This is a genomic window from Vibrio sp. KUL80 (assembly GCF_059725495.1).
In genome coordinates this window covers 1,833,852-1,852,452 of record NZ_AP045842.1, presented here as the reverse complement: position 1 = coordinate 1,852,452, position 18,601 = coordinate 1,833,852, and the positions used below count along the sequence as shown (strand labels likewise).

Here is an 18,601-nt window from a genome sequence, read left to right as displayed (position 1 = left end):
CGAACTGTTTCTATCAGTTTCTTTTATGTCGCTTTTTCGATGTTCGTTCTGTGACGAATTTTTCACCGATTGAGAATCACGACGCTCGCTAGTCTCTCACTAAAAAACAGTACGTTATGGACTTGAGCCCTTATTCTACCTTGTGCAGCAAAGTTATCAATATTTCTGATTTCAATTTTAAAAATTATCAATTTTACCACTACACCTAATTGCCCTTAATCTAGTTTCGAACACAGCACGGGGTTATGTTCTCGCACTTTTATCTCAACCACTTAAGGAGTTATGAAATGGGCGATTCACACACAAACGAGGTTAAGGAGTAAGGAATGGCATCAGCTAGCTCCGAGAACAATCTGCTCTTCTCGCCACTAGAGATGATGGCAGAAGCTGAAAAGTTCGCATTAAGTAAAGCGAAGAAAACCAGTGGAATGACAATGAGCTTGGCCATTATGGCGGGCGCCTTTATCGGCTTGGCATTTCTATTCTACATCACGGTAACGACGGGAAGCGCAGATGCGGGATGGGGCTTAAGCAGGCTAGCTGGCGGACTTGCATTCAGTATGGGGTTAATTCTCATCGTGATATGCGGTGGCGAACTGTTTACGAGCTCAGTGCTATCAAGCATCTCCTGGGCAAACAAACAGATTAGCTTTAGCAAAATGCTTTCAATTTGGGGAAAGGTTTACGTTGGAAACTTCATTGGCGCGATGTTCTTGCTTTTGATTGTCTCTGCCGCAGGTCTTTACCAAATGGACAATGGTCAATGGGGGCTGAACGCTCTGCATATTGCACAGCATAAATTGCATCACACATGGGTACAGGCTTTCGCTCTTGGCGTTTTATGTAACCTATTAGTATGTCTAGCAATCTGGCTGACGTTTAGCAGTGCAAATGCGATGACCAAAGCCGCAATGACGGTTTTACCCGTCGCGATGTTTGTCAGCAGCGGTTTTGAACACTGTGTAGCAAACATGTTTATGGTCCCACTGGGCATTGTGATTCAAAACTTTGCAGGCGCCGAATTCTGGGCAGCAACGGGCACAACCCAAGCTCAGTTTAGCGACCTAACACCGATTCACTTTTTAACGAACAACCTTATACCAGTCACGCTAGGAAACATTATTGGTGGTTCGGTTTTGGTAGGACTTGCTAACTGGAGTATCTACCGCAGACCACAACTAAAAGCAGCAAATGTAACTGCAATTACACAAACCACTGAACTTACGTCAGTAAAGGAGACGCAAATGAACAACAACATCATCGTAAAAGACATCATGAACACTCAACCAGTAACACTAAGCGTTGAAATGCCAACAGCTGTTGCTCTAGATACACTTTTGGACCACAACCTAACAAGTGCTCCAGTTACAGACATCGAAGGTCGCTTGGTTGGTTTCTTCTCTGTGCACGATGTAATGGTTGATTTGTGGTGCCAAGACTACATCCCTGAGCAAGGTCAGAAAGTGGTCGACCTGATGAGCCGTGATGTTGTCGCTATCAACGCGTCTGAAAAATTGGTAGATGTAGCTGAATTCCTTTGCATCGATAAAGAGCAGCTATATCCGGTAAGTTCAATGGGCATCGCTACTAGCTTCTCTACTCTATCACTAGAAGAGCGTGCTAAAGCGATGAAAGTAAACAAACCACATGTGTTGCCTGTACTAGAAAATGGTGTCTTGGTTGGAATTTTATCAAGAGCTGAAGTAATGAAAGCTGTCCGCCCTATCTATGGCGAACGCTTGAATGTTGTTGAACGCGAACTTGAATCAGCGTAAGACAACAAACCAATTTTTGGCTAGGAAATAAGTCGTTTGGCCGAAAAAAGCCCCGGTGTAAAAACCGGGGCAACTTTGTTTTTAAGCCTATATTATTGTTTTAACGCGTGACGTTGTGTAGCGTTTTTTATCCTGTAATAGATTTCTACTCAGAACTGAACTACCAGCGGTATTGAACACCGGCACCAGCAGAAACTTGCGATTTCGATTTCTTACCAGACGTCTCATAGTTCACTGTCATAGAGCCAGACCAAGATTCATTGAACTGATAAGCACCACCCAGTGCTAACGCCTTCTTAGAGCCTGCAGCCCCCATACCAACACCAACACCGAACTGACCAGCCGTCGCAAGAACAGGACGTGCATTGTTGATTGCGTGAGAGCTTGCAACTACACCGTCCATGCGATCTTCCATAACTAGCATTTGGTCACCCATTGCTTTCATTTCGCCTTCTAGGTTATCAATACGCTTAGTGTTCTCACCGATACGTGCAGAGTTCCCAGCAATCTTAGTGTCTAGCTCAGTGTAAGCACCGTCAGCTACGCGTGAAGCCCATTTACCAGCTTCATCACCTGCTTTGTAGATTTCTTCGATTGCAGCTCGGTTAGAAGCAATGTCTTCCGCGTTAACTTTGCCTTCTTCTACATCGTTAGTAGAGCCACCGTTAGAACCACCGTTCTTTTTAAGGTCATCAATTTGAGCTTGCATAGCAGACAATTGAGCTGTCAAAGTATCAACATCTTTGTTGTACTGCTTTTCAGCAGCTACCACTTTAGCTTCTGCATTAACTGAACGCTTAGTGTTAGATTCGATACGGCTAGCCGCTTCTGCCACAGCAGATTCAACTTCTTCGTTAACCTCAATGTCCATGCTGCCATTGCTGTTGTTGCTCTTAATTTCGTTGCGAACCTTAGCAAATTCAGCCTCGATAACGCCTTTAGCTTCAACCGCTACAGCCTCATGACCTTTGATGCGGTCAGTGTTATCAATGATCATTTGGTTGTTGCCGTGTGCAACTTCACGGTTAAAGGCAACTTCTTCACCCATTTCATTGTAAGCTTTCTGACCTTGCTCAATTGCTTGTGAATAAGCAGCAGAGATACGAGTATCAACGTAGTCTTTAGCTTGGTCTACAGTTGGGTTAGTTACATCGATGCGCTCGCCGTTGTTGCCGTTGCGGTCGACTGGCTTAACGTTGCCGTTCTCATCAATGTCTGCAATGTGCTTACCGAATTTGTCTTCGATGCGACCGTTGCGAGTGTTGATGGTAGTACCAGTGTACTCACCAGCATTGATACGCAGACGCTCACCACCTTCACGTTCAGGAGTAATGTCTAGGTCTTTAGCAATGCGTTCCCAAGCGTTGATTGGCTTTGGTGCTGGTACTGGTATCTTTGAATCATCTTGGAAGATGAAGCCGCCACGTTCACCTGTGCGTGCATCAACAAAAGAGTAAGCACCAGTGCCAGTCTTGTTAACTACACCTGCTACGTTACCGTCTTTATCCAGAATTTTTGCGTTGCCTTTAGCGTCAACGTCAAATGTATAGCCTTCTTTTTCAAGCTTAGCCAGGTCAGAAGTCTTAACTACGTTGCGAGTTGCACCGCCAATTTCAGAACCCCCATTGCCGTTCTTGTTTTCTGGGTCGATGATGTAAATTGGCTTTTTGCCGTTGTTTGGAGTATCTGGCTTCACTGGTGTGTGAATGTCGTTCTCAAAGTCAACACGAACGCGTTCACCAGAATTAGCATTTACAACCTGGTACTCACCTTTGCCGTTCTTAACAGCTACAGCAACAGCAACAGTTTTGCCGTCTTTAACCAGAACCGCGTTACCTTTAGCATCAACGTGAGTCTCGATACCCTGCTCTTTAAGCTTAACAAGGTCACTAGCTTTTACTTTGCCAGCGTAAGAAGGAGCAACGTTAGAGCCATTGTTACCGTTACGGTCATCTGGCTTAACTGGGTTTACTGGGTTAACAACGTCTGGCTTAGTTGGGTCAACTGGAGCATGACGGTCTTCTTTAATCTGGATGTTTTCAATCCAACCTTCTTTGTCTGACCATACTTCACCTTTACCAGTTTTCTGATTAATACGTAAACCTGTGCGGTCTTTTTCGTTGGTCATAGTGATATAGCCATCACCTTCAAGAGCAGTACCAATGTAGTTGTAGTTTGCGTCTTGAACACGGTATTCACCGTCAACTTCTACAACCTTCCAATCTTTGGTTGCTGCCTCAATGTCACGAACCTTGATTGTTTCTACTGCCATTGCTGGCGCTGCGAATACAGAAGCTAGTGATAATGCGATAAATGTCTTTTTCATAAATAAACTTGTTCGTATCAATAAGGAAAACTAGGATTTATATCTGGCGACTCTCCTTTCGCCTTATTGAACCGCTCGCTAACCATTGATGGCTGAGCGCTTCTTCAAACACCCCATTACTGCCCGGTGCTTGATTGGTGGTGTCCGCTTGGAACACGGGGCGCATCCTATTGATAAAAGACATTTCAAAAGTAACCTACCGTTATTTGTATTACTTAAAGAAACGTTAGAGAAGAAAAGTGAGCTGAGAAGAGTGATTAATAATCAGTGAGTTAGTATTGTTTTTGTCGTACAGACAAAAAAAGCCCCGAGACTATACTCGGGGCTTTGATGAAAAATAGTTGGTAGAAATTACTTCTTAATACCTTCTACGTGCAGCTCCATGTCTACGTAGCTTGATGCACCCATAACAGGGATTTTGAAATCAGCCAGTTCTAGACGAGTTGTGCCGTTGAAGCCAGCGCGCTCACCACCCCAAGGGTCTTGACCAGCGCCGATGAATTCAGCTTCGATCGTGATTGGTTGTGTCACACCGTGAAGTGTTAGATCACCCATTACGTCAAGTTTGCCGTTGCCTTTGTCTTTCACGCTTGTGCTCTTGAATGTCGCTTGTTTGAATTTACCAGCATCGATAAAGTCAGAGCTGCGGATGTGCTTATCACGCTCAGCATGGTTTGAATCAAGACTTGTTGTATCAACGACAACGTTGACAGATGACGCTTCGATGTTTGCAGGGTCGTAGCTAAAGTCACCAGAGAAAGTGTTAAAACGGCCTTTGATGTAGCTGTAACCTAGGTGGCTTACTTTAAAGTTGATAGAAGCGTGTGCGCCTTTTGTATCAATTGCGTAGTCAGCAGCGTTAGCACCCAGTGGCAAAAGCATTGCCGCAGCCATTCCTGTAGCGATTAGTGTCTTTTTCATTTCGAAACTCCTAACATTTTTCGAAGAGTGTTGTCTTTGTTTATAAAGTGATGTTTCAAAGCAGCTAGCGCATGACCACCAGCGGCAAGAATAACGAACCAAGCAGCGTAAAAGTGCACTTCGCCCGCAATGTCTGATTGATTAGGGAAAAACTCTCCCAAACCTGGAACTGTAAACCAGTTAAATACTTCGATTCCGCGACCATCTGAAGTCGAGATAAGGTATCCACTAACGAAAATGACGATAAGTGCAACGTACATGGCGAGATGACCTACCTTAGCGCCAACCTTTTCGAACTGGTTGCCTTCTACTTTTGGTGCTGCAGTCACGTGCTTCCAAACCAAACGGAAAATGGTGAGCCCTGCCAAAAGGATGCCGATAGAACGGTGCCAGTGTGGAGCCGTTTTATACCACTCACTGTAGTAAGTGAGATCGACCATCCACAAACCCACTGCAAACATTCCAATCACTACAATAGCTGAAATCCAGTGCAGTGCTCTTGCTATCGGGTTGTAGTTTTTTACTTCTTTTACCGCCATCGTCATTTCCATGATTTAATCTAACTCGCCAATAATGTTAACAACTCATCAACTTATGGGATACAGTATTTACCTAACTTGACACTTTAACGACAACACCTCTTCGATAGAGTCATTCAGTTTTTTCGAACATCTATAAAACTGATGTGCTACAACAGGTTAGAGATCGTCCGGCATTTCAATTTCGTAGAGTTCATCCGCTATGTCTGCTACTCGCCTGTCAAGAACCCCTTTTGCGTCCTCTAACCCTTGGTTGTAAAAGGCTGGCCCTAATTTCTTAATCAGGAAGTCTAATAAGAATTCAGCGTCAAAATGGCCTAAGTCTGTCTCTAATTCTTGTTCAAAATACTTTTGCAACTCCGACACTATTGCGGCTCTTTTCTTGGTATCAAACATTGTTAATCTCATTTTTTGTTACAAATATAGGATGGTTATGGGTGATTAACGTTATGATTTCAATGCTGATTGTCGATTTTTAACACTAGATCACGATTCAACAATCTCGCAAGAGTCTCATTTTCAAACATTATTCAAGAACTCCGTTTCATTTCTGAAACTCATAAACTACACTATGCAGGAAATTACGGAGGAATCATGGATTACGGCTATCAAGAGCGCATTGTGTCGCTGCTTAAGGAAAATAAAATCACTAACAATGAGCTTGCAGAAGCTATCGGCAAAGGAAAAGCCACAATTGGTCGTTACCTAACTAAAGGTCCTACTCGCACCTACCCCTCTATCGAAGACCTTGCTCTTATCGCAGACTATTTCAACGTTCAGGCTCACTGGCTCTGTTTTGGTGTCGGCGACAAGTACACGGAAGCCAATGAAATCACCAAAGCGGCGAGCACCAGTGCCGCGACAGTGTCTTACTACAGCCGAACCGAGGTGACTAAACTGCTTGAAACGGGTGAAGCAGAAAGTAAAGGAACAATTCCCGTGCCTCCTGAGTACAAAGATTGCTTTGGGGTCTTATATCCAGTAGGAGGCACCGTCTCTTACAAATGGGACTGTGTCGCTCTGGTCAATCGTAATCAGGAATGGATAAACGATGACATCGTACTCGCTCGATTACCTGGTAATCCCCACCCAGACTTTTTTACGCTTGTAAAAGTCGGTACCACCATTCACGTTTGGTACGGTGACGACACAACGAAGAACGCGATCCATCAGGTAAACGACGACGAGATCGAGATTCTTGGTGTTGTACGTTGGGGGACTTGGGAAAAGCGTATATAAGGAATTCTGATACGGAGTACGCCTCTGGTAATCCGTATCTGAGACAAGGAAAGAGTTATGCTTCTCGATAACGTCGTGCATAGCATCCGTCGATTTAAAACGGACTGCCAAGCACTTTGTTTACAACATTATCCGGCAGTACATAATGGTGGACTTACTAGCCATCATTTGTCACTTGCGTTCGCACGTCGTATTAAATCTGATTTCGAACAGCAGAGTTTAAGCGCTGAAATTGTACCTCTAGATTGTAGTGAGCCGCCTAAATTGAGCAGCACCTACCGTGTGACCACCTCGTACGGTACAGTTTGGGTCCTGGCATATCATTTCGTCAATGGAAACCAAAATAGTCGCGACCATATTTACTCACTGATTAACGAGTGGCTAGCGGAATATCAGTTTGCAGTACAGCAACGAGATCTGTTAGTAATTATTGCTGATCACTGGCTAAGTCGCTGTCACCAGAGCCGCTCTCTTATTAGCTGGTGGAACAACGACACGCAGTTAGATGAAGCAGCCTATATTAAACAAGGCGTAAGGTTATTGCCTTCAGAAACATCAATGAGTTCAACACTCTCCGAACGCTTTGGTGTTGTACCTAATTATGTGACACATATCCACCCACTGACTAAGCCTGGCTCCGGAGAAACGGTTCTCAAGTATGTTCAATTGTATGCTGTCACCACAATGTAGCTGCCTGCTTTCTTCGACATGTCATTAAACTTTCACTAAGGTTTTTCATAGTATTGTAATCTCATAGAAAACCGTAAAGATTGTGAAGAGTTTAAAACGCTACCAATACGAGAAATACGCTGTACTTTGTAACCTCGCTTATCCTAGAGTGTTTAAACAAACTCGCTATGGATTCGACCCCAACGGCCAACGAATTGTCTCGAATCGCTACGGTAAAACAGTCGTTCGTATTCTTTGGAGTAAAGACAAAGAAGAAGCCGTCATCGTAATTAAAGGCTCTCACAGTCTAACCGACTGGTTACTCACCTTTGCTATGTGGCAACGCAGTTGTAAAACATTTGGCTTGGACTATCGCATTCACGCCGGTTTTCACTATATTCTGAATCAAGAAAGCCAACCTGCTCACAAGAAAGACAAACTTGGGCTGACGCTTTTTGAGCGAACGATAAAGATCGCATCAGAGCTAATTGAAGACGGCAAGCGAATCACGATCACTGGCCACTCTTCTGGCGGCGCTATCGGTTGTGTCATCGCAGATGCACTAGAAACGGCATATCCTAAATCGATAAAACGGATTGTGACCTTCGGGCAGCCAGCCGTTGGAGGGCTCAAGTTTAAAAAGAATTTTCAGCTCGCCCACAAAACTTATCGAATATGCTGCGATCTCGATATCGTCACCTTTCTTCCCCCGCTTCCACTTATCTACTGGCACGTAGGAAAACTGCTTTGGCTCTACAATGGAAGGATTTACGAGAATACACCGACCGTTGTGCGTCTTGGGCGGTCGTTAGTGTCTTGGATAATTCGCCCCTTCTCTTACCACCTGATGAGCAAGTACATTCGGAACAAAGATTTTTTCGACGAACGCTGAAATGAGAGTTTCTTCAAAAAAATTGCATAAAAACAAATATTTTTAAATTTGTATTTAGATTACTAACATTTACGTGTTTTATATGATCTAACTCACTCAATATAGAGATAAAATGTTTAATAGTTCAAATTATCAATGATTGTGCACATTTTATGCTCTATTTTATAGATGAAATGTTGATCTGCGTTTCATTTCGCTAATGCCTTCCTAATACTGAACCTCAGTTCATTCACCAAACCGATTTGACTTGTCATCTAACCGTGACAAGATGATCACAACGTCAATATCAGTTTCCAAAAAGATGCTCCTTACTGAAAAACATCAATTTACTCAGTGTATTCGAACCGAAGAAAACGGTTGCTATATCGCGCAGTACAAAGACCTCACCCTCAAGAGTGTATTTCAACCGATATTTAGTCGTACGAATATTATTATCGGTATGGAGGCTTTAGTAAGGTTATTCGATAAAAACGGTGACCCGATCCCACCCAATTTGTACTTCCAAAATGAAAGCGTTTCTTTGGCAGATCAACTTAATGTGGATAGATTGAGCCGAGCGATCCATCTACGTAATTTTAGTATGTCGAACTATCGAGAGAGACTGATTTTTCTTAACTTCCTACCTATCTCTAGTGAGCGACTTGCCGCAGAAGGTATTCGTTCATCCTTGCTGATGTCCCGATTAAAGGCGCTACAAATCGATTGTCGACGAGTCGTTGTTGAGCTGGTTGAGCTTACTGCGTTTAGTTCCAAAACCCTGGCTTCAGCGGCAAACCACCTTACTAAAGAAGACTTTTTGATTGCTATTGATGACTTTGGGTGCAAAGAGTCGAGCCCGGAGCGTGTTGCCCAGGTAAAACCCAATATCTTAAAACTGGATAGACAACTGCTGATTGATTATATGGAAGGCACCAAAGAACCACTCCTTAATGGCATTAAACTGGCAAAAGAGTGTCACGCCAAGACAGTGATTGAAGGTGTAGAAACAGAACAGCAGCTTGAAGCGATGAAAGCGCTGGATATTGACTTCTTTCAAGGCTACCACTTAGCCATGCCACAAGCTCTACTTCCCCGTTTAAAGCTGGTTAGTTAAAAGCGTTTGCCAAGCATGAACGTAAAGCCTTCTCTCGTTTTACCGCTCTGAGCCATCAACGACGCCTCCCAGTTGTCGGTAAAGGCTTTTTGCATGCCTACCATTGTTGACCACCGGCTTGACGTTTGTTTAGCACTAAACCTGATATCGCCTAACTGTCCTTTTAGTTGTCTCTGATAATCTTGGTATTGGCCGCCGACCACAATTCGCCAACCACTGTCACCTATATTCAGTCCAATTAATGGCGTCACCACTAAGGCGTCGAGACTCACTCCGACACCAGAGACAGAGGTCGACACGTATTGAGCATCGACTGTGGTAAAGAATTGCTTATGTCCATACGCCAACGTGGTACCGACAGCGGTAATCGTTGAGGACGTTGCCATACCATTGATCTCTAAGCGCTCAAGGTTGCCATTCGAAAAATCGCTAATACCGATAGCTATGTCTGACGAGGTGACCGCTTTACCAATCATGGCGTTAAAACCCCAAAACGGAAGCACCCATACATCTCCCCTCACAGCAACAATGCTCGTTGTATTTGTCGTTTGGCTGCCGCCATTTGGCAATATATCGTCTACGGGCTCACCATCAATCTTAAAGTCCCCGAGCTGCATAAGATCTTCCTGTTGGTGGGTAAATAGAGAGATCCCAATTGGCTTTGGAAGCTTAATACCCATATCTCTCACGATCGCCAAAAAAAGGCAGTGTGCGACCATAATCTTCATCGTTAACACCGCTTTGGGTTTCATGCTCAGCAGATACTGACGACGTGGACATGCCTAAAAGAATGATCGAAGTAAGAGTGCGTAGCATCAGAGGGATACTCAGGTTGAAACAGGGAGCGAGATACTATCAAGGAGTCAGCGCGATTAATAATTCCGATTTTATATGCTCCAAGCCTTGAAAATCATTCAGTTAAATACAATCTATGTCACACAAGGAGTGTATTTATGGATAATTCTTCATCGCGTGTTGCGCGCGCCACCAAGGGATGTGTTGCCATGCTGCCATTGAGTTTGGCGGTCGTGCCCTGGGGCTTTCTTGCCGGTTCATTTGCTATTGATTCAGGTCTGACACCGCTCGAGGGGCAAGCGATGAGCGCGATACTCTTTGCGGGTGCAGCTCAACTCGTCGCGATGGGTATGATAAAATCCGGCGCGACGCTCCTTACCATGGTCGTGACCATATTCTTTATCACTTCTCGTCACTTCCTTTATAGCTTATCTATGCGCAGCCATATCAAAGATTTGCCGTTGCGATGGCGGCTATCTCTTGGCTTCTTGTTAACAGATGAGCTGTTCGCACTTTGCGGACACCATAAACCAGAGAAATTTGATAGATGGTATGCCTTAGGTGCCGGTCTTTCCTTCTATCTAATTTGGAACTTAGCGACGGTCGTTGGCATTATTATCGGAGCAAAGATCCCAAACCTTCAGCAATATGGTCTGGAGTTTGCCGTTGCCGCCACTTTCATTGCCATTGTTGTTCCTAACATTACCACTTTACCTATATTCCTTGCTGCTTTATCTGCTTTAGTATCGTCAGTGCTCTTCGCGGCTTTAGACATTGAGCTTGGTTTGGTGATATCTAGCATCGTCGGCATGACGGTTGGATACCTGTGTGAGGAGAAAATGAAGCGATGACGTATCTCGTAATTCTTGTACTTACCGCGATTGTTTTTTTAAGCCGGTACCTATTTTTGGAACCCAAAGTTCCTTTGCGGATCAGTAGCGGTGCACAGCGCTTTCTAGCCTATGCGAGTCCAGCCGTGTTGACAGCGATTTGGGGGCCCATCGTCTTTCTCCCGCACGGCGAGCTCGCACTGTCTGATAACTTGCCTTATCTATTAGCAGCGACCTTTGCGATTATCTTAGCTCGAATTATCAAAGACGTATTAGTCACCACCATAGTTAGCATCTTAGTGTTTCTCGTCTTAAACTTGTGGGTATTCGCAGCTTAATGATTGAGGGAACATGGAAAATCGGGAATCGACTAAAACCATCGCGTTGATGAGCTGGCTAGGTTATCTTGGGCTAGTTCCTTTTGCACTATGTATCGCAACATTTACGGCAAACGCCGACTTTATGGGCGTTAATACCAGACTGCTGTTCTTGGCGTACAGTGCCATCATTTTGAGTTTTCTGTGCGGTATTTTGTGGTCACACGCCCTCGCTTACGCGACACACAAGCTCTCCTTCCCTATTTTGCTTCTTAGTAACCTCATCTGTCTGATGGGATGGCTGGTGATTATCATCGCACCAGAGCAGTTTCGATTAGGCGTCGTCGTGGCGTTAGTCGGATATGTTTGCGTTTGGCTGGTCGAGAGAATCAAGCTTAACGCTTTAGGAGACGAGTTTCCTAAAGATTATAAGCGTCTGCGCAGCCATTTAACCGTGGGCGTGGCCGTTGCACATATCGTTGCTTTCGCCGGCGCCCACTAACATGAGGTTATTTATCTGAAGGCTAACTATCTGAAGACTGTTTATCGGAAGACTGAGCTTTACGGCGTGCTCGGTTAGACAAGCCCGCTTTCGGTTTTGGTGGTACTTCGCGGCGTTCATGTAGAAGATGTCGAATCGACAAAATCGGATGTGGTAGCAACATGCGCGGCCCTGCGTAGCGCATCACGGCTTTCATCTGCTGTTTTTCTTCTGGTTTGTAGCAGTGGATTGGGCATTTATTACAAGTCGGCTTAGACTCTCCATAAGGACAGCGATCCAACTTAGTTTCAGCGTAAACGAGGAGCTCTCGACATTGCTGACACAGCGTTGAGCTACCATGGTGTTGCTTGCAATAGATCTTCATCATAGCAGAAACCGTTTTGAACTCGGTTTCTAACTCACCCACTAAGATTTCACTGCTTTTCTTCATGACACCCTCTCAATCTACCCGCTAATCAGCAGGCTTGAGTCGATTGGAATAAATTGATCCGCAGCATCAATAAGATTGTTAGCGGTGAGTTGCTCTACCCCCACTACGGTTACTTGAGTTCCAAAACGCTGTTGGATGCGCTCAACTAAGATTTGAAAGTCTCCATCGCCAGAAACCAAAACAACATGGTCTACCGTTTGGGCCATTTCGAATACATCAAGCGCAATACCGACATCCCAGTCCCCTTTTGCGCTGCCATCAGAACGCTGGATAAAAGGCTTGAGCTGAACATCGAATCCTATTCCGCGAAGAATGTGGTGAAACTGCCTCTGTTTTTGATCTTGTGAAGCAATCGCATAAGCACGAGCGATTTCGATTTGACTACTCTCACTCACTCGAGCCCAAAACGCGTTGTAATCAAAACGGCCCGCGAAAGCTTGACGTGTTGTGTAGTAGACGTTTTGAACGTCAACGAATATGGCTGTTTTTTTCATAATCATGATATTGAATTTGCCTTGGCGGCAGTGTATCAAATTTATTGTCCTGAAGTGGAACTTAGTGAGACGAATCTCAGTGACTAAACTTAACGTATAACCTTTTGGTCGCTAGGTAGGAGGCAACTATGAAAGGTATCGTATTTATCGCAATCGCATCACTAGTCAGTGCCACAGCTTGTGGCTATCCAGAATACGCTAAAGAGGGGCATCAAAGCGATCCTCATGGATCTCAGTATCATGAAGGTCACCTCTATCATGGACTGTCTCATCGCAGCGTCATGTACTTTGCTCCTACCAAAGACGTACTGGTGGACGAGTTCTTACTCGGTACGCTAATTAACGAATGTGCGCTTGAAGAGCGTGACGTTGTCACTATGGTAATGACCAAAGATGGGTTTTCATCACCTGGGTGGGTAAAAGACACCTTTGACTACAGTAAGTTGGTTAAGATGTACGACATTAAAGAAGGTGACCACAAGGCAATACTCATTGGCAAAGATGGCACAGAGAAACTTCGTTGGGGTCCGACAACCAATTGGATTGAAATCAAAGATACTATTGATGCTATGCCAATGAGACAAGCTGAGATGAAGCGAGCAGCAAGCCGCTGCTCGATTTAGGATAAATGTGCACTAATAAAAAGCACTATGCGTCTTTTTGAGCTAGATGGCTGCTAACCAGGCTTGCGACCATGATTGCCAGATAGAAACTGCCCGTAATTGACTCGAGAAACACAAAAAACCTCGGGATGGCTAGCGCCGGAGAAATATCCCCATAACCAACGGTCGTTAAGGTAATGAAGCTGAAATAAATAACGTCGAACAAGTTATCCAGCCATGGCTTAGCCTCCAATCCATTAAACGGAGCTTCAAACAGTTCCAACTGAATGAGATAGATGAAAGCGAACGACAGCCCAAACAACAAGTAGACACAAATAGAACCAACAATCTGATTCAGCGTGACTTTTGTTGGCATCATCACTTGCTTCAGCGCAGAGTAAGTCTGGGCAAGCACGAAAAATAGCAATGAAAACAGGGTAACCAGAGACAAGTCGTAGTCATCAAACAGCGAAAACACACCTGAAATAACCGCAACCGTTATCATCACCGCATACCAAGAGCGGTAAAAGGTCTGTTTTCGGTGGACGCCAACTATCGAGGTACTCATACATAAGATGATCAAGGCAAGGACATAGTCCTGTGCGTCATCTTTAAACTGATGCACCATGGCGCTCATAAAAAATAGAACCAACAATGAGCCTAACAAGAAGAAAAAGTTGTCGTCTTTACTCATCAATTTCATCGAATGCATTCTCCCTAACGCTACAGCATCTCTTTGGCAATAAGATGCAACAGATACGTTTCTCGCTCGATACTCATGCCTTTTTTGTCGCTTTCTGCAATGGTTTTCTCGTTAAAGGCAATCGCATCGTGGATGTTGACCCATACAGGCTTCATTCCATTTTTCACTTCATAGTCTTCGTAAGCGGTCTGCCCTAACTCGCGGTCAACTTTACAAGAATAACAGAACGAAATCATATGCATAACATCAGCATCGTCTTTGTACCAAGGTCGAAACTCTTCGTAGATGCCAAACGGCTTGATTCCATGGATGTTCTTCGCGCCCGTCTCTTCTTCAAGTTCACGCACCATACCCGCAATTACGTCCTCTCCATCATCTAAGCCGCCACCTGGCAAAGAGTAATCGTGATAACGCTCTGTATAGAGTAGAAGAATGTCTTCACCATCAACAACGATCGCGCGCGTCGCGTTTCGTTTTATGATCGTTTTATCGTCTAGGTGAGAGATATCAGGGTGGATGGCAGTGGTAATTTGTCTCACAGTTTTACTCTTTAATGGTCTGTTTTCGTGAAGTTTACCACAAAAATATGAACTTACAGTTGTATGGCGTTTTCTAGTCAATTCGATTGCGACATATATTTATAGAAATGGTAGTATTGCCGACTTGCCCAAGCTCAGGTTAAGCAACTAATTCCGTATCAATCAAATAAATATAAATCACTATGAACCCAACGACTTCTTTTCTCGCTGCTGTTGCTCTTTGTTCGGCTTCTTATGCCCTAGCCGACGACTCATCAAGCGACTCAGTTTCAGAACAAGACTTACTCAATCAAGCGATTCGTTCCGATCAGATGATGACTGACAATGAGTTTCACTCAACTCAATCAGAATCACTGAATGCATTGGGATATCGATCGATTTCCACCAACAGCAGTTTTGAAGAGTTACGCCAAGACGATTCCATCAGCCAAGCAAACTTTTATGACTCCCCTTACCGTGTCTCGCTGTTTAATCCACAAAATGGCGAAGACAGTGAGCGCCTTTGGTCTCAAACTAAGTCTATTTTTGCCTACGGTGTTGGTGTGGCTGGTGTTTTGGCACTGATGCCAGAGTCCATCACCAACTGGGAAAAAGATGACATCAAGTTGATGAACAAATGGTGGGACAACGTTCGCTCTGGTCCTGTTTGGGATCGTGATGATCACGTTATCAACTACATTGGTCACCCTTATTTTGGTGGTGTTTACTATCAAGCGGCACGTAAGTCAGGCTATCGCCAATGGGACGCCTTCATGTACTCGACGCTAATGTCGACCTTTTATTGGGAATACGGTATTGAAGCATTTGCCGAAGTACCATCCATCCAAGACCTCGTTGTTACCCCGACGCTCGGTTGGGTATATGGTGAATGGGCATTTAATAAAGAGAAAGAAATTCGTTTACGTGGCGGTACTGTGTTCGGTTCCGATGCGCTGGGTTCAACTGCCCTATTTTTCTTAGACCCAGTTGATAGCCTAGGCCGCGGTGTAAACAACATTGCGGGTCGCGAAATCGTCAAAGCGGGTACTGGTTTTGTTGGCGTTCACTCCAATGTTCTAAGAAACGGCGAAGTAGAAACTAAATATCAAATGCAGGTTCAGTACGCGTTTGGTGCAGGCGAGACGGATGACAGCCTAAAACGACGTCAGAAGAAAAGCTATCATCAATACACAGACGATCCTGTTACATATGGAATTGTTGGTGTGAGTGCTGGTTTTGCTTACCCACAACTCGAGAAAGAACGTAACCTAAAGAACGACTTTGCCCCAGCTTTCACTCTTGGTCTGTATTTTACCAACCAATTGTCAGCACGCTTGGGTTACATGCAAGGCAACTATGAGTCGACCGTGGATAATCAGAAGCATATCTACGAAAACTACAGCTTCGATGTGCAGTACTACTTGTTTGCTGATAACGCGCTTAAGCCCTACATCAATGCGGGTGTGGGCGAAGCGATGTTGAATAAAGACCGTGACACCAAGAAGCTACAGTGGAACATAGGTACAGGCTTGCACTACACGCTCAATGCTAACTGGTCTATTCAAGCAGACTGGAAATACGCGTATCACCGTAATTCTGGAGCACGTGATAGTCTTTGGGGCTCGCGCCTTATCTACCGATTTGGTGAAGGTAACAAGCACATCTAATAGCAATGAGCTATCGAGTTTGTAGGAATTCTGGGAGCAACTAAGCAATGACAGCGATTATTCATCATAAAGTTGAATAATTTGACCGAATCAAAACACTTTTTATTAGAAATCTCCTACACTTAAGCAAAAGCCTAACTTCCAAATAGGAGAGATAATGAAAAAAGTACAATGGATGATTGGCGCTGTTGCAGTGGGCATTTTAGCAGGCTGTGCGAGTGAACCAGATAAGTATGATGTGGATGAAATCACGGTAATAAGTGATCCTGCTTACGTCTATTGTGTGGAGCAAGGTCATAAGCTTGAGCGCGTTACAGAAAATGGCAAGCGCGTACCATACTGCGTACTTTCTGAAGAAGAGCGCTACACGGTTTGGGATTACTACGAAAATCGAGATAAAGAAAGCAACTAATCGACGATTCATCTAATCGATAGTCAAATAAAAACGCCAGCATGCGCTAAGCCTGCTGGCGTTTTTTATCAGTTTAGAAGGAGCGCATCGCTGTGCGCCCCTCTCCTTGCAAACCTATTTGTTTGGTTTGTTTTTGCAATGTTCAATCGCAGTCGCCATCAGCTCTAATGCTGATTGCTCACATACCGGCAGTGCTGCGTCACTCGTTGCTACTGGAGTAACACGCTCACCCCATTTAATGTGTCCTGCGCCCCACGTCAATCCTGCACCGAATGCGGCAAGCAGCAGGTCATCTTGCGGTTTGATTCTACCTTGCTCGAGTGCTTCACACAGTGCAATTGGCACTGTTGCAGCAGACGTATTGCCGTAGTTTTGAATGTTCACAAACGCTTTCTCTTGCTCGATACCAGATAGGTCACACAGCGTTTGGATAATGCGGATGTTCGCTTGGTGAGGAATCACAACGTCGATATCATCTTTTGTCAGATTTGAGCGAGACAATACCGTGTTTGCCGCAGCACCCATGCCTTTAACCGCACGCTTAAAGATCTCTTTACCGATGAAATCGAACTCGAAGTAGCCATTGTCTGCCGCGAAACGCTCCATAGATGTACCAAATTTAGGTACAGCTAGGATATCTCGACCTTTGGCGTCACAACCGATTTGTGCGTCTTGCAGACCGACTTGGTTTTCTGTGCGAGTCAGTACAGCTGCACCAGCGCCATCACCAAAAAGAACTGCCGTGTCGCGCTCTGTCCAATCAATAAAGAAAGAAAGACGCTCTGCACCAATAACAATCGCGTTACGATAATTGCCCGATTGAATCAGCTTAGTCGCTGTTTCAAGACCATACACGAAGCCAGTACACGCAGCATTTAAATCAAACGCAGCCGCTGCAGGTACACCAAGGTTTTGTTGAACGCGAGAAGCCGTATTTGGAATGAGCGAGTCAGGTGAACACGTCGCGACGATGATCAGATCAACCTCTTCCGCTGTGATACCCGCACATGCCATTGCATGCTTAGCCGCTACCGTCGCCATGTCTGAAGTATTAACATGGCTAATACGGCGATTTTCAATACCGGTACGAGTACGAATCCACTCGTCTGACGTATCCATTACTGTGCTGAGATCATGGTTAGAGAGAATTGCTGGTGGAAGGCACTTACCCCACCCAGTAATTTCGGCGTAAAAAGTTGTCATTCTGTACCTATTTTCTTATAGTTTTCGCCAATCAAGATAAACAATTCATATCAATCACTAAGCATTCATAATGACCGACAATGTCTTGCTTATCTTGACTATAGAAGAGTGAGTATACTCACATTCCAGGGCTCAAAGAAGTCTGATTTCCAAAAATCCACGTTTCTATACGCAAGTCATTTGGGTACCAGAAAACTAGGGTATAGAAAGGAGAAAAGTAATGTCCACAATCAACACACTCTGCTCAAACTGCAATGGTCTCAACCGACTGCCAATCGATAGACTCTCTGAGTCTCCAAACTGCGGTCGTTGCAAAACTCCACTGCTAGATGGTCACCCTATTGAGGGCACTCTAGATAACTTTAGTGCTTTGATTAACAGTGAACAACCTGTCGTTGTCGACTTCTGGGCGACTTGGTGTAACCCATGTGTCGGGTTTGCACCTGTTTTTGAGCAAGTTGCTGAGGAGCGCAAAGGAAAGGTTCGCTTTCTAAAGGTCGATACCGAAGCACAGCAACAACTTGCGGCTCAGTTCCAAATCAGAAGCATTCCTACCATTATGGTGTTCAAATCTGGTCAACGTGTCGACATGATCAATGGCGCATTACCTAAAACCCAATTTGATCAATGGCTAAATCAAGCACTATCCAAGGGTTGATTTAGCAAAAGATAAC

The 18,601-nt window shown here is 44.6% G+C and carries 23 protein-coding genes; 12 read left to right on the top strand and 11 right to left on the bottom strand.

Features of this window, described 5'->3' with window-relative positions:
- The first annotated feature begins 326 nt into the window (after positions 1-326).
- Entirely contained in the window at positions 327-1,775 is a 1,449-nt protein-coding gene (gene focA, locus AC6I8U_RS24865) for a formate transporter FocA (protein WP_234496825.1), read from the top strand.
- Positions 1,776-1,935: 160 nt separating this feature from the next.
- On the opposite strand, the gene AC6I8U_RS24860 is transcribed toward focA, so the two are convergent.
- The 5 genes from AC6I8U_RS24860 to AC6I8U_RS24840 all read right to left on the bottom strand — a co-directional run bounded on the left by AC6I8U_RS24860 (position 1,936) and on the right by AC6I8U_RS24840 (position 5,957).
- Positions 1,936-4,101: a YadA C-terminal domain-containing protein gene (locus AC6I8U_RS24860; protein ID WP_498018921.1), complete on the bottom strand. Its 2,166-nt coding sequence runs from the start codon at positions 4,099-4,101 to the stop codon at positions 1,936-1,938.
- 37 nt (positions 4,102-4,138) lie between these two features.
- Complete coding sequence (locus AC6I8U_RS24855) at positions 4,139-4,285, bottom strand: hypothetical protein (RefSeq protein WP_498018920.1); 147 nt, start codon at positions 4,283-4,285, stop codon at positions 4,139-4,141.
- Positions 4,286-4,452: 167 nt separating this feature from the next.
- A complete protein-coding gene (locus AC6I8U_RS24850; RefSeq protein ID WP_128650096.1) occupies positions 4,453-5,022 on the bottom strand; it encodes a YceI family protein in 570 nt (189 codons plus the stop codon).
- Positions 5,019-5,567, bottom strand: a complete 549-nt coding sequence (locus AC6I8U_RS24845; RefSeq protein WP_498019656.1) for a cytochrome b — start codon at positions 5,565-5,567, stop codon at positions 5,019-5,021. The genes AC6I8U_RS24850 and AC6I8U_RS24845 overlap by 4 nt, the downstream gene beginning before the upstream one ends.
- A gap of 153 nt (positions 5,568-5,720) precedes the next feature.
- Positions 5,721-5,957, bottom strand: coding sequence for a DUF2164 domain-containing protein (locus tag AC6I8U_RS24840; RefSeq protein WP_498018919.1), 237 nt, complete (start codon positions 5,955-5,957; stop codon positions 5,721-5,723).
- 198 nt (positions 5,958-6,155) lie between these two features.
- Between AC6I8U_RS24840 and AC6I8U_RS24835 the strand changes: the two genes are divergently transcribed.
- The 4 genes from AC6I8U_RS24835 to AC6I8U_RS24820 all read left to right on the top strand — a co-directional run bounded on the left by AC6I8U_RS24835 (position 6,156) and on the right by AC6I8U_RS24820 (position 9,454).
- Complete coding sequence (locus AC6I8U_RS24835; RefSeq protein WP_128650094.1) at positions 6,156-6,800, top strand: helix-turn-helix domain-containing protein; 645 nt, start codon at positions 6,156-6,158, stop codon at positions 6,798-6,800.
- A gap of 57 nt (positions 6,801-6,857) precedes the next feature.
- Positions 6,858-7,490, top strand: a complete 633-nt coding sequence (locus AC6I8U_RS24830; RefSeq protein WP_498018918.1) for a hypothetical protein — start codon at positions 6,858-6,860, stop codon at positions 7,488-7,490.
- Between the two features lie 82 nt (positions 7,491-7,572).
- The gene (locus tag AC6I8U_RS24825; RefSeq protein ID WP_498018917.1) at positions 7,573-8,361 is read left to right on the top strand and encodes a lipase family protein; all 789 of its coding nucleotides are present in this window, start codon (positions 7,573-7,575) and stop codon (positions 8,359-8,361) included.
- Between the two features lie 439 nt (positions 8,362-8,800).
- Complete coding sequence (locus tag AC6I8U_RS24820) at positions 8,801-9,454, top strand: EAL domain-containing protein (protein ID WP_498019655.1); 654 nt, start codon at positions 8,801-8,803, stop codon at positions 9,452-9,454.
- Here AC6I8U_RS24820 and AC6I8U_RS24815 read toward each other — a convergent pair.
- The gene (locus tag AC6I8U_RS24815) at positions 9,451-10,182 is read right to left on the bottom strand and encodes a hypothetical protein (RefSeq protein ID WP_498018916.1); all 732 of its coding nucleotides are present in this window, start codon (positions 10,180-10,182) and stop codon (positions 9,451-9,453) included. The genes AC6I8U_RS24820 and AC6I8U_RS24815 overlap by 4 nt on opposite strands.
- 225 nt (positions 10,183-10,407) lie before the next feature.
- Between AC6I8U_RS24815 and AC6I8U_RS24810 the strand changes: the two genes are divergently transcribed.
- Genes AC6I8U_RS24810 through AC6I8U_RS24800 form a run of 3 tightly spaced genes read left to right on the top strand, consistent with a single transcriptional unit; the run spans position 10,408 to position 11,898 of the window.
- Entirely contained in the window at positions 10,408-11,100 is a 693-nt protein-coding gene (locus AC6I8U_RS24810; protein ID WP_234496831.1) for an AzlC family ABC transporter permease, read from the top strand.
- Complete coding sequence (locus AC6I8U_RS24805; RefSeq protein ID WP_042471481.1) at positions 11,097-11,417, top strand: AzlD domain-containing protein; 321 nt, start codon at positions 11,097-11,099, stop codon at positions 11,415-11,417. The genes AC6I8U_RS24810 and AC6I8U_RS24805 overlap by 4 nt, the downstream gene beginning before the upstream one ends.
- Before the next feature lie 13 nt (positions 11,418-11,430).
- Entirely contained in the window at positions 11,431-11,898 is a 468-nt protein-coding gene (locus tag AC6I8U_RS24800; protein WP_052412720.1) for a DUF3429 domain-containing protein, read from the top strand.
- Between the two features lie 22 nt (positions 11,899-11,920).
- Here the strand turns inward: AC6I8U_RS24800 and AC6I8U_RS24795 are convergent, their stop codons facing one another.
- Positions 11,921-12,328 (bottom strand): nitrous oxide-stimulated promoter family protein, encoded by a 408-nt coding sequence (locus AC6I8U_RS24795; RefSeq protein ID WP_498018915.1) that lies wholly within the window; start codon positions 12,326-12,328, stop codon positions 11,921-11,923.
- A gap of 14 nt (positions 12,329-12,342) precedes the next feature.
- Positions 12,343-12,822, bottom strand: a complete 480-nt coding sequence (locus AC6I8U_RS24790) for an NYN domain-containing protein (RefSeq protein WP_498019654.1) — start codon at positions 12,820-12,822, stop codon at positions 12,343-12,345.
- Between the two features lie 128 nt (positions 12,823-12,950).
- Here AC6I8U_RS24790 and AC6I8U_RS24785 point away from each other — a divergent pair, with 128 nt between their 5' ends.
- Entirely contained in the window at positions 12,951-13,445 is a 495-nt protein-coding gene (locus AC6I8U_RS24785; RefSeq protein WP_128650089.1) for a DUF4174 domain-containing protein, read from the top strand.
- Positions 13,446-13,470: 25 nt separating this feature from the next.
- On the opposite strand, the gene AC6I8U_RS24780 is transcribed toward AC6I8U_RS24785, so the two are convergent.
- Positions 13,471-14,127 (bottom strand): potassium channel family protein, encoded by a 657-nt coding sequence (locus AC6I8U_RS24780; RefSeq protein WP_042471473.1) that lies wholly within the window; start codon positions 14,125-14,127, stop codon positions 13,471-13,473.
- Between the two features lie 20 nt (positions 14,128-14,147).
- Positions 14,148-14,666, bottom strand: coding sequence for an NUDIX hydrolase (locus tag AC6I8U_RS24775; protein ID WP_498018914.1), 519 nt, complete (start codon positions 14,664-14,666; stop codon positions 14,148-14,150).
- A gap of 182 nt (positions 14,667-14,848) precedes the next feature.
- Between AC6I8U_RS24775 and AC6I8U_RS24770 the strand changes: the two genes are divergently transcribed.
- Positions 14,849-16,312 carry a DUF3943 domain-containing protein gene (locus AC6I8U_RS24770; RefSeq protein ID WP_498018913.1) on the top strand — a complete coding sequence of 488 codons (1,464 nt, stop codon included), beginning with the start codon at positions 14,849-14,851 and terminating at the stop codon, positions 16,310-16,312.
- A gap of 157 nt (positions 16,313-16,469) precedes the next feature.
- The gene (locus AC6I8U_RS24765) at positions 16,470-16,724 is read left to right on the top strand and encodes a putative hemolysin (RefSeq protein ID WP_128650086.1); all 255 of its coding nucleotides are present in this window, start codon (positions 16,470-16,472) and stop codon (positions 16,722-16,724) included.
- A 114-nt stretch (positions 16,725-16,838) separates the two neighbouring features.
- On the opposite strand, the gene AC6I8U_RS24760 is transcribed toward AC6I8U_RS24765, so the two are convergent.
- Entirely contained in the window at positions 16,839-17,927 is a 1,089-nt protein-coding gene (locus AC6I8U_RS24760) for a ketoacyl-ACP synthase III (RefSeq protein ID WP_498018912.1), read from the bottom strand.
- A gap of 220 nt (positions 17,928-18,147) precedes the next feature.
- Between AC6I8U_RS24760 and trxC the strand changes: the two genes are divergently transcribed.
- The gene (gene trxC, locus AC6I8U_RS24755) at positions 18,148-18,585 is read left to right on the top strand and encodes a thioredoxin TrxC (protein ID WP_498018911.1); all 438 of its coding nucleotides are present in this window, start codon (positions 18,148-18,150) and stop codon (positions 18,583-18,585) included.
- Positions 18,586-18,601 lie beyond the last annotated feature (16 nt).

Bases quoted from the DNA above. Each gene is read 5' to 3' on its own strand.
- AC6I8U_RS24815 (WP_498018916.1), bottom strand. From the start codon at position 10,182: ATGAAGATTATGGTCGCACACTGCCTTTTTTTGGCGATCGTGAGAGAT.
- AC6I8U_RS24790 (WP_498019654.1), bottom strand. From the start codon at position 12,822: ATGAAAAAAACAGCCATATTCGTTGACGTTCAAAACGTCTACTACACA.
- AC6I8U_RS24770 (WP_498018913.1), top strand. From the start codon at position 14,849: ATGAACCCAACGACTTCTTTTCTCGCTGCTGTTGCTCTTTGTTCGGCT.
- AC6I8U_RS24820 (WP_498019655.1), top strand. From the start codon at position 8,801: ATGGAGGCTTTAGTAAGGTTATTCGATAAAAACGGTGACCCGATCCCA.
- AC6I8U_RS24800 (WP_052412720.1), top strand. From the start codon at position 11,431: ATGGAAAATCGGGAATCGACTAAAACCATCGCGTTGATGAGCTGGCTA.
- AC6I8U_RS24765 (WP_128650086.1), top strand. From the start codon at position 16,470: ATGAAAAAAGTACAATGGATGATTGGCGCTGTTGCAGTGGGCATTTTA.
- AC6I8U_RS24835 (WP_128650094.1), top strand. From the start codon at position 6,156: ATGGATTACGGCTATCAAGAGCGCATTGTGTCGCTGCTTAAGGAAAAT.
- AC6I8U_RS24850 (WP_128650096.1), bottom strand. From the start codon at position 5,022: ATGAAAAAGACACTAATCGCTACAGGAATGGCTGCGGCAATGCTTTTG.
- AC6I8U_RS24760 (WP_498018912.1), bottom strand. From the start codon at position 17,927: ATGACAACTTTTTACGCCGAAATTACTGGGTGGGGTAAGTGCCTTCCA.
- AC6I8U_RS24795 (WP_498018915.1), bottom strand. From the start codon at position 12,328: ATGAAGAAAAGCAGTGAAATCTTAGTGGGTGAGTTAGAAACCGAGTTC.
- AC6I8U_RS24785 (WP_128650089.1), top strand. From the start codon at position 12,951: ATGAAAGGTATCGTATTTATCGCAATCGCATCACTAGTCAGTGCCACA.
- AC6I8U_RS24845 (WP_498019656.1), bottom strand. From the start codon at position 5,567: ATGACGATGGCGGTAAAAGAAGTAAAAAACTACAACCCGATAGCAAGA.
- AC6I8U_RS24840 (WP_498018919.1), bottom strand. From the start codon at position 5,957: ATGTTTGATACCAAGAAAAGAGCCGCAATAGTGTCGGAGTTGCAAAAG.
- trxC (WP_498018911.1), top strand. From the start codon at position 18,148: ATGTCCACAATCAACACACTCTGCTCAAACTGCAATGGTCTCAACCGA.
- AC6I8U_RS24860 (WP_498018921.1), bottom strand. From the start codon at position 4,101: ATGAAAAAGACATTTATCGCATTATCACTAGCTTCTGTATTCGCAGCG.
- AC6I8U_RS24855 (WP_498018920.1), bottom strand. From the start codon at position 4,285: ATGTCTTTTATCAATAGGATGCGCCCCGTGTTCCAAGCGGACACCACC.
- AC6I8U_RS24805 (WP_042471481.1), top strand. From the start codon at position 11,097: ATGACGTATCTCGTAATTCTTGTACTTACCGCGATTGTTTTTTTAAGC.
- AC6I8U_RS24810 (WP_234496831.1), top strand. From the start codon at position 10,408: ATGGATAATTCTTCATCGCGTGTTGCGCGCGCCACCAAGGGATGTGTT.
- focA (WP_234496825.1), top strand. From the start codon at position 327: ATGGCATCAGCTAGCTCCGAGAACAATCTGCTCTTCTCGCCACTAGAG.
- AC6I8U_RS24830 (WP_498018918.1), top strand. From the start codon at position 6,858: ATGCTTCTCGATAACGTCGTGCATAGCATCCGTCGATTTAAAACGGAC.
- AC6I8U_RS24780 (WP_042471473.1), bottom strand. From the start codon at position 14,127: ATGAAATTGATGAGTAAAGACGACAACTTTTTCTTCTTGTTAGGCTCA.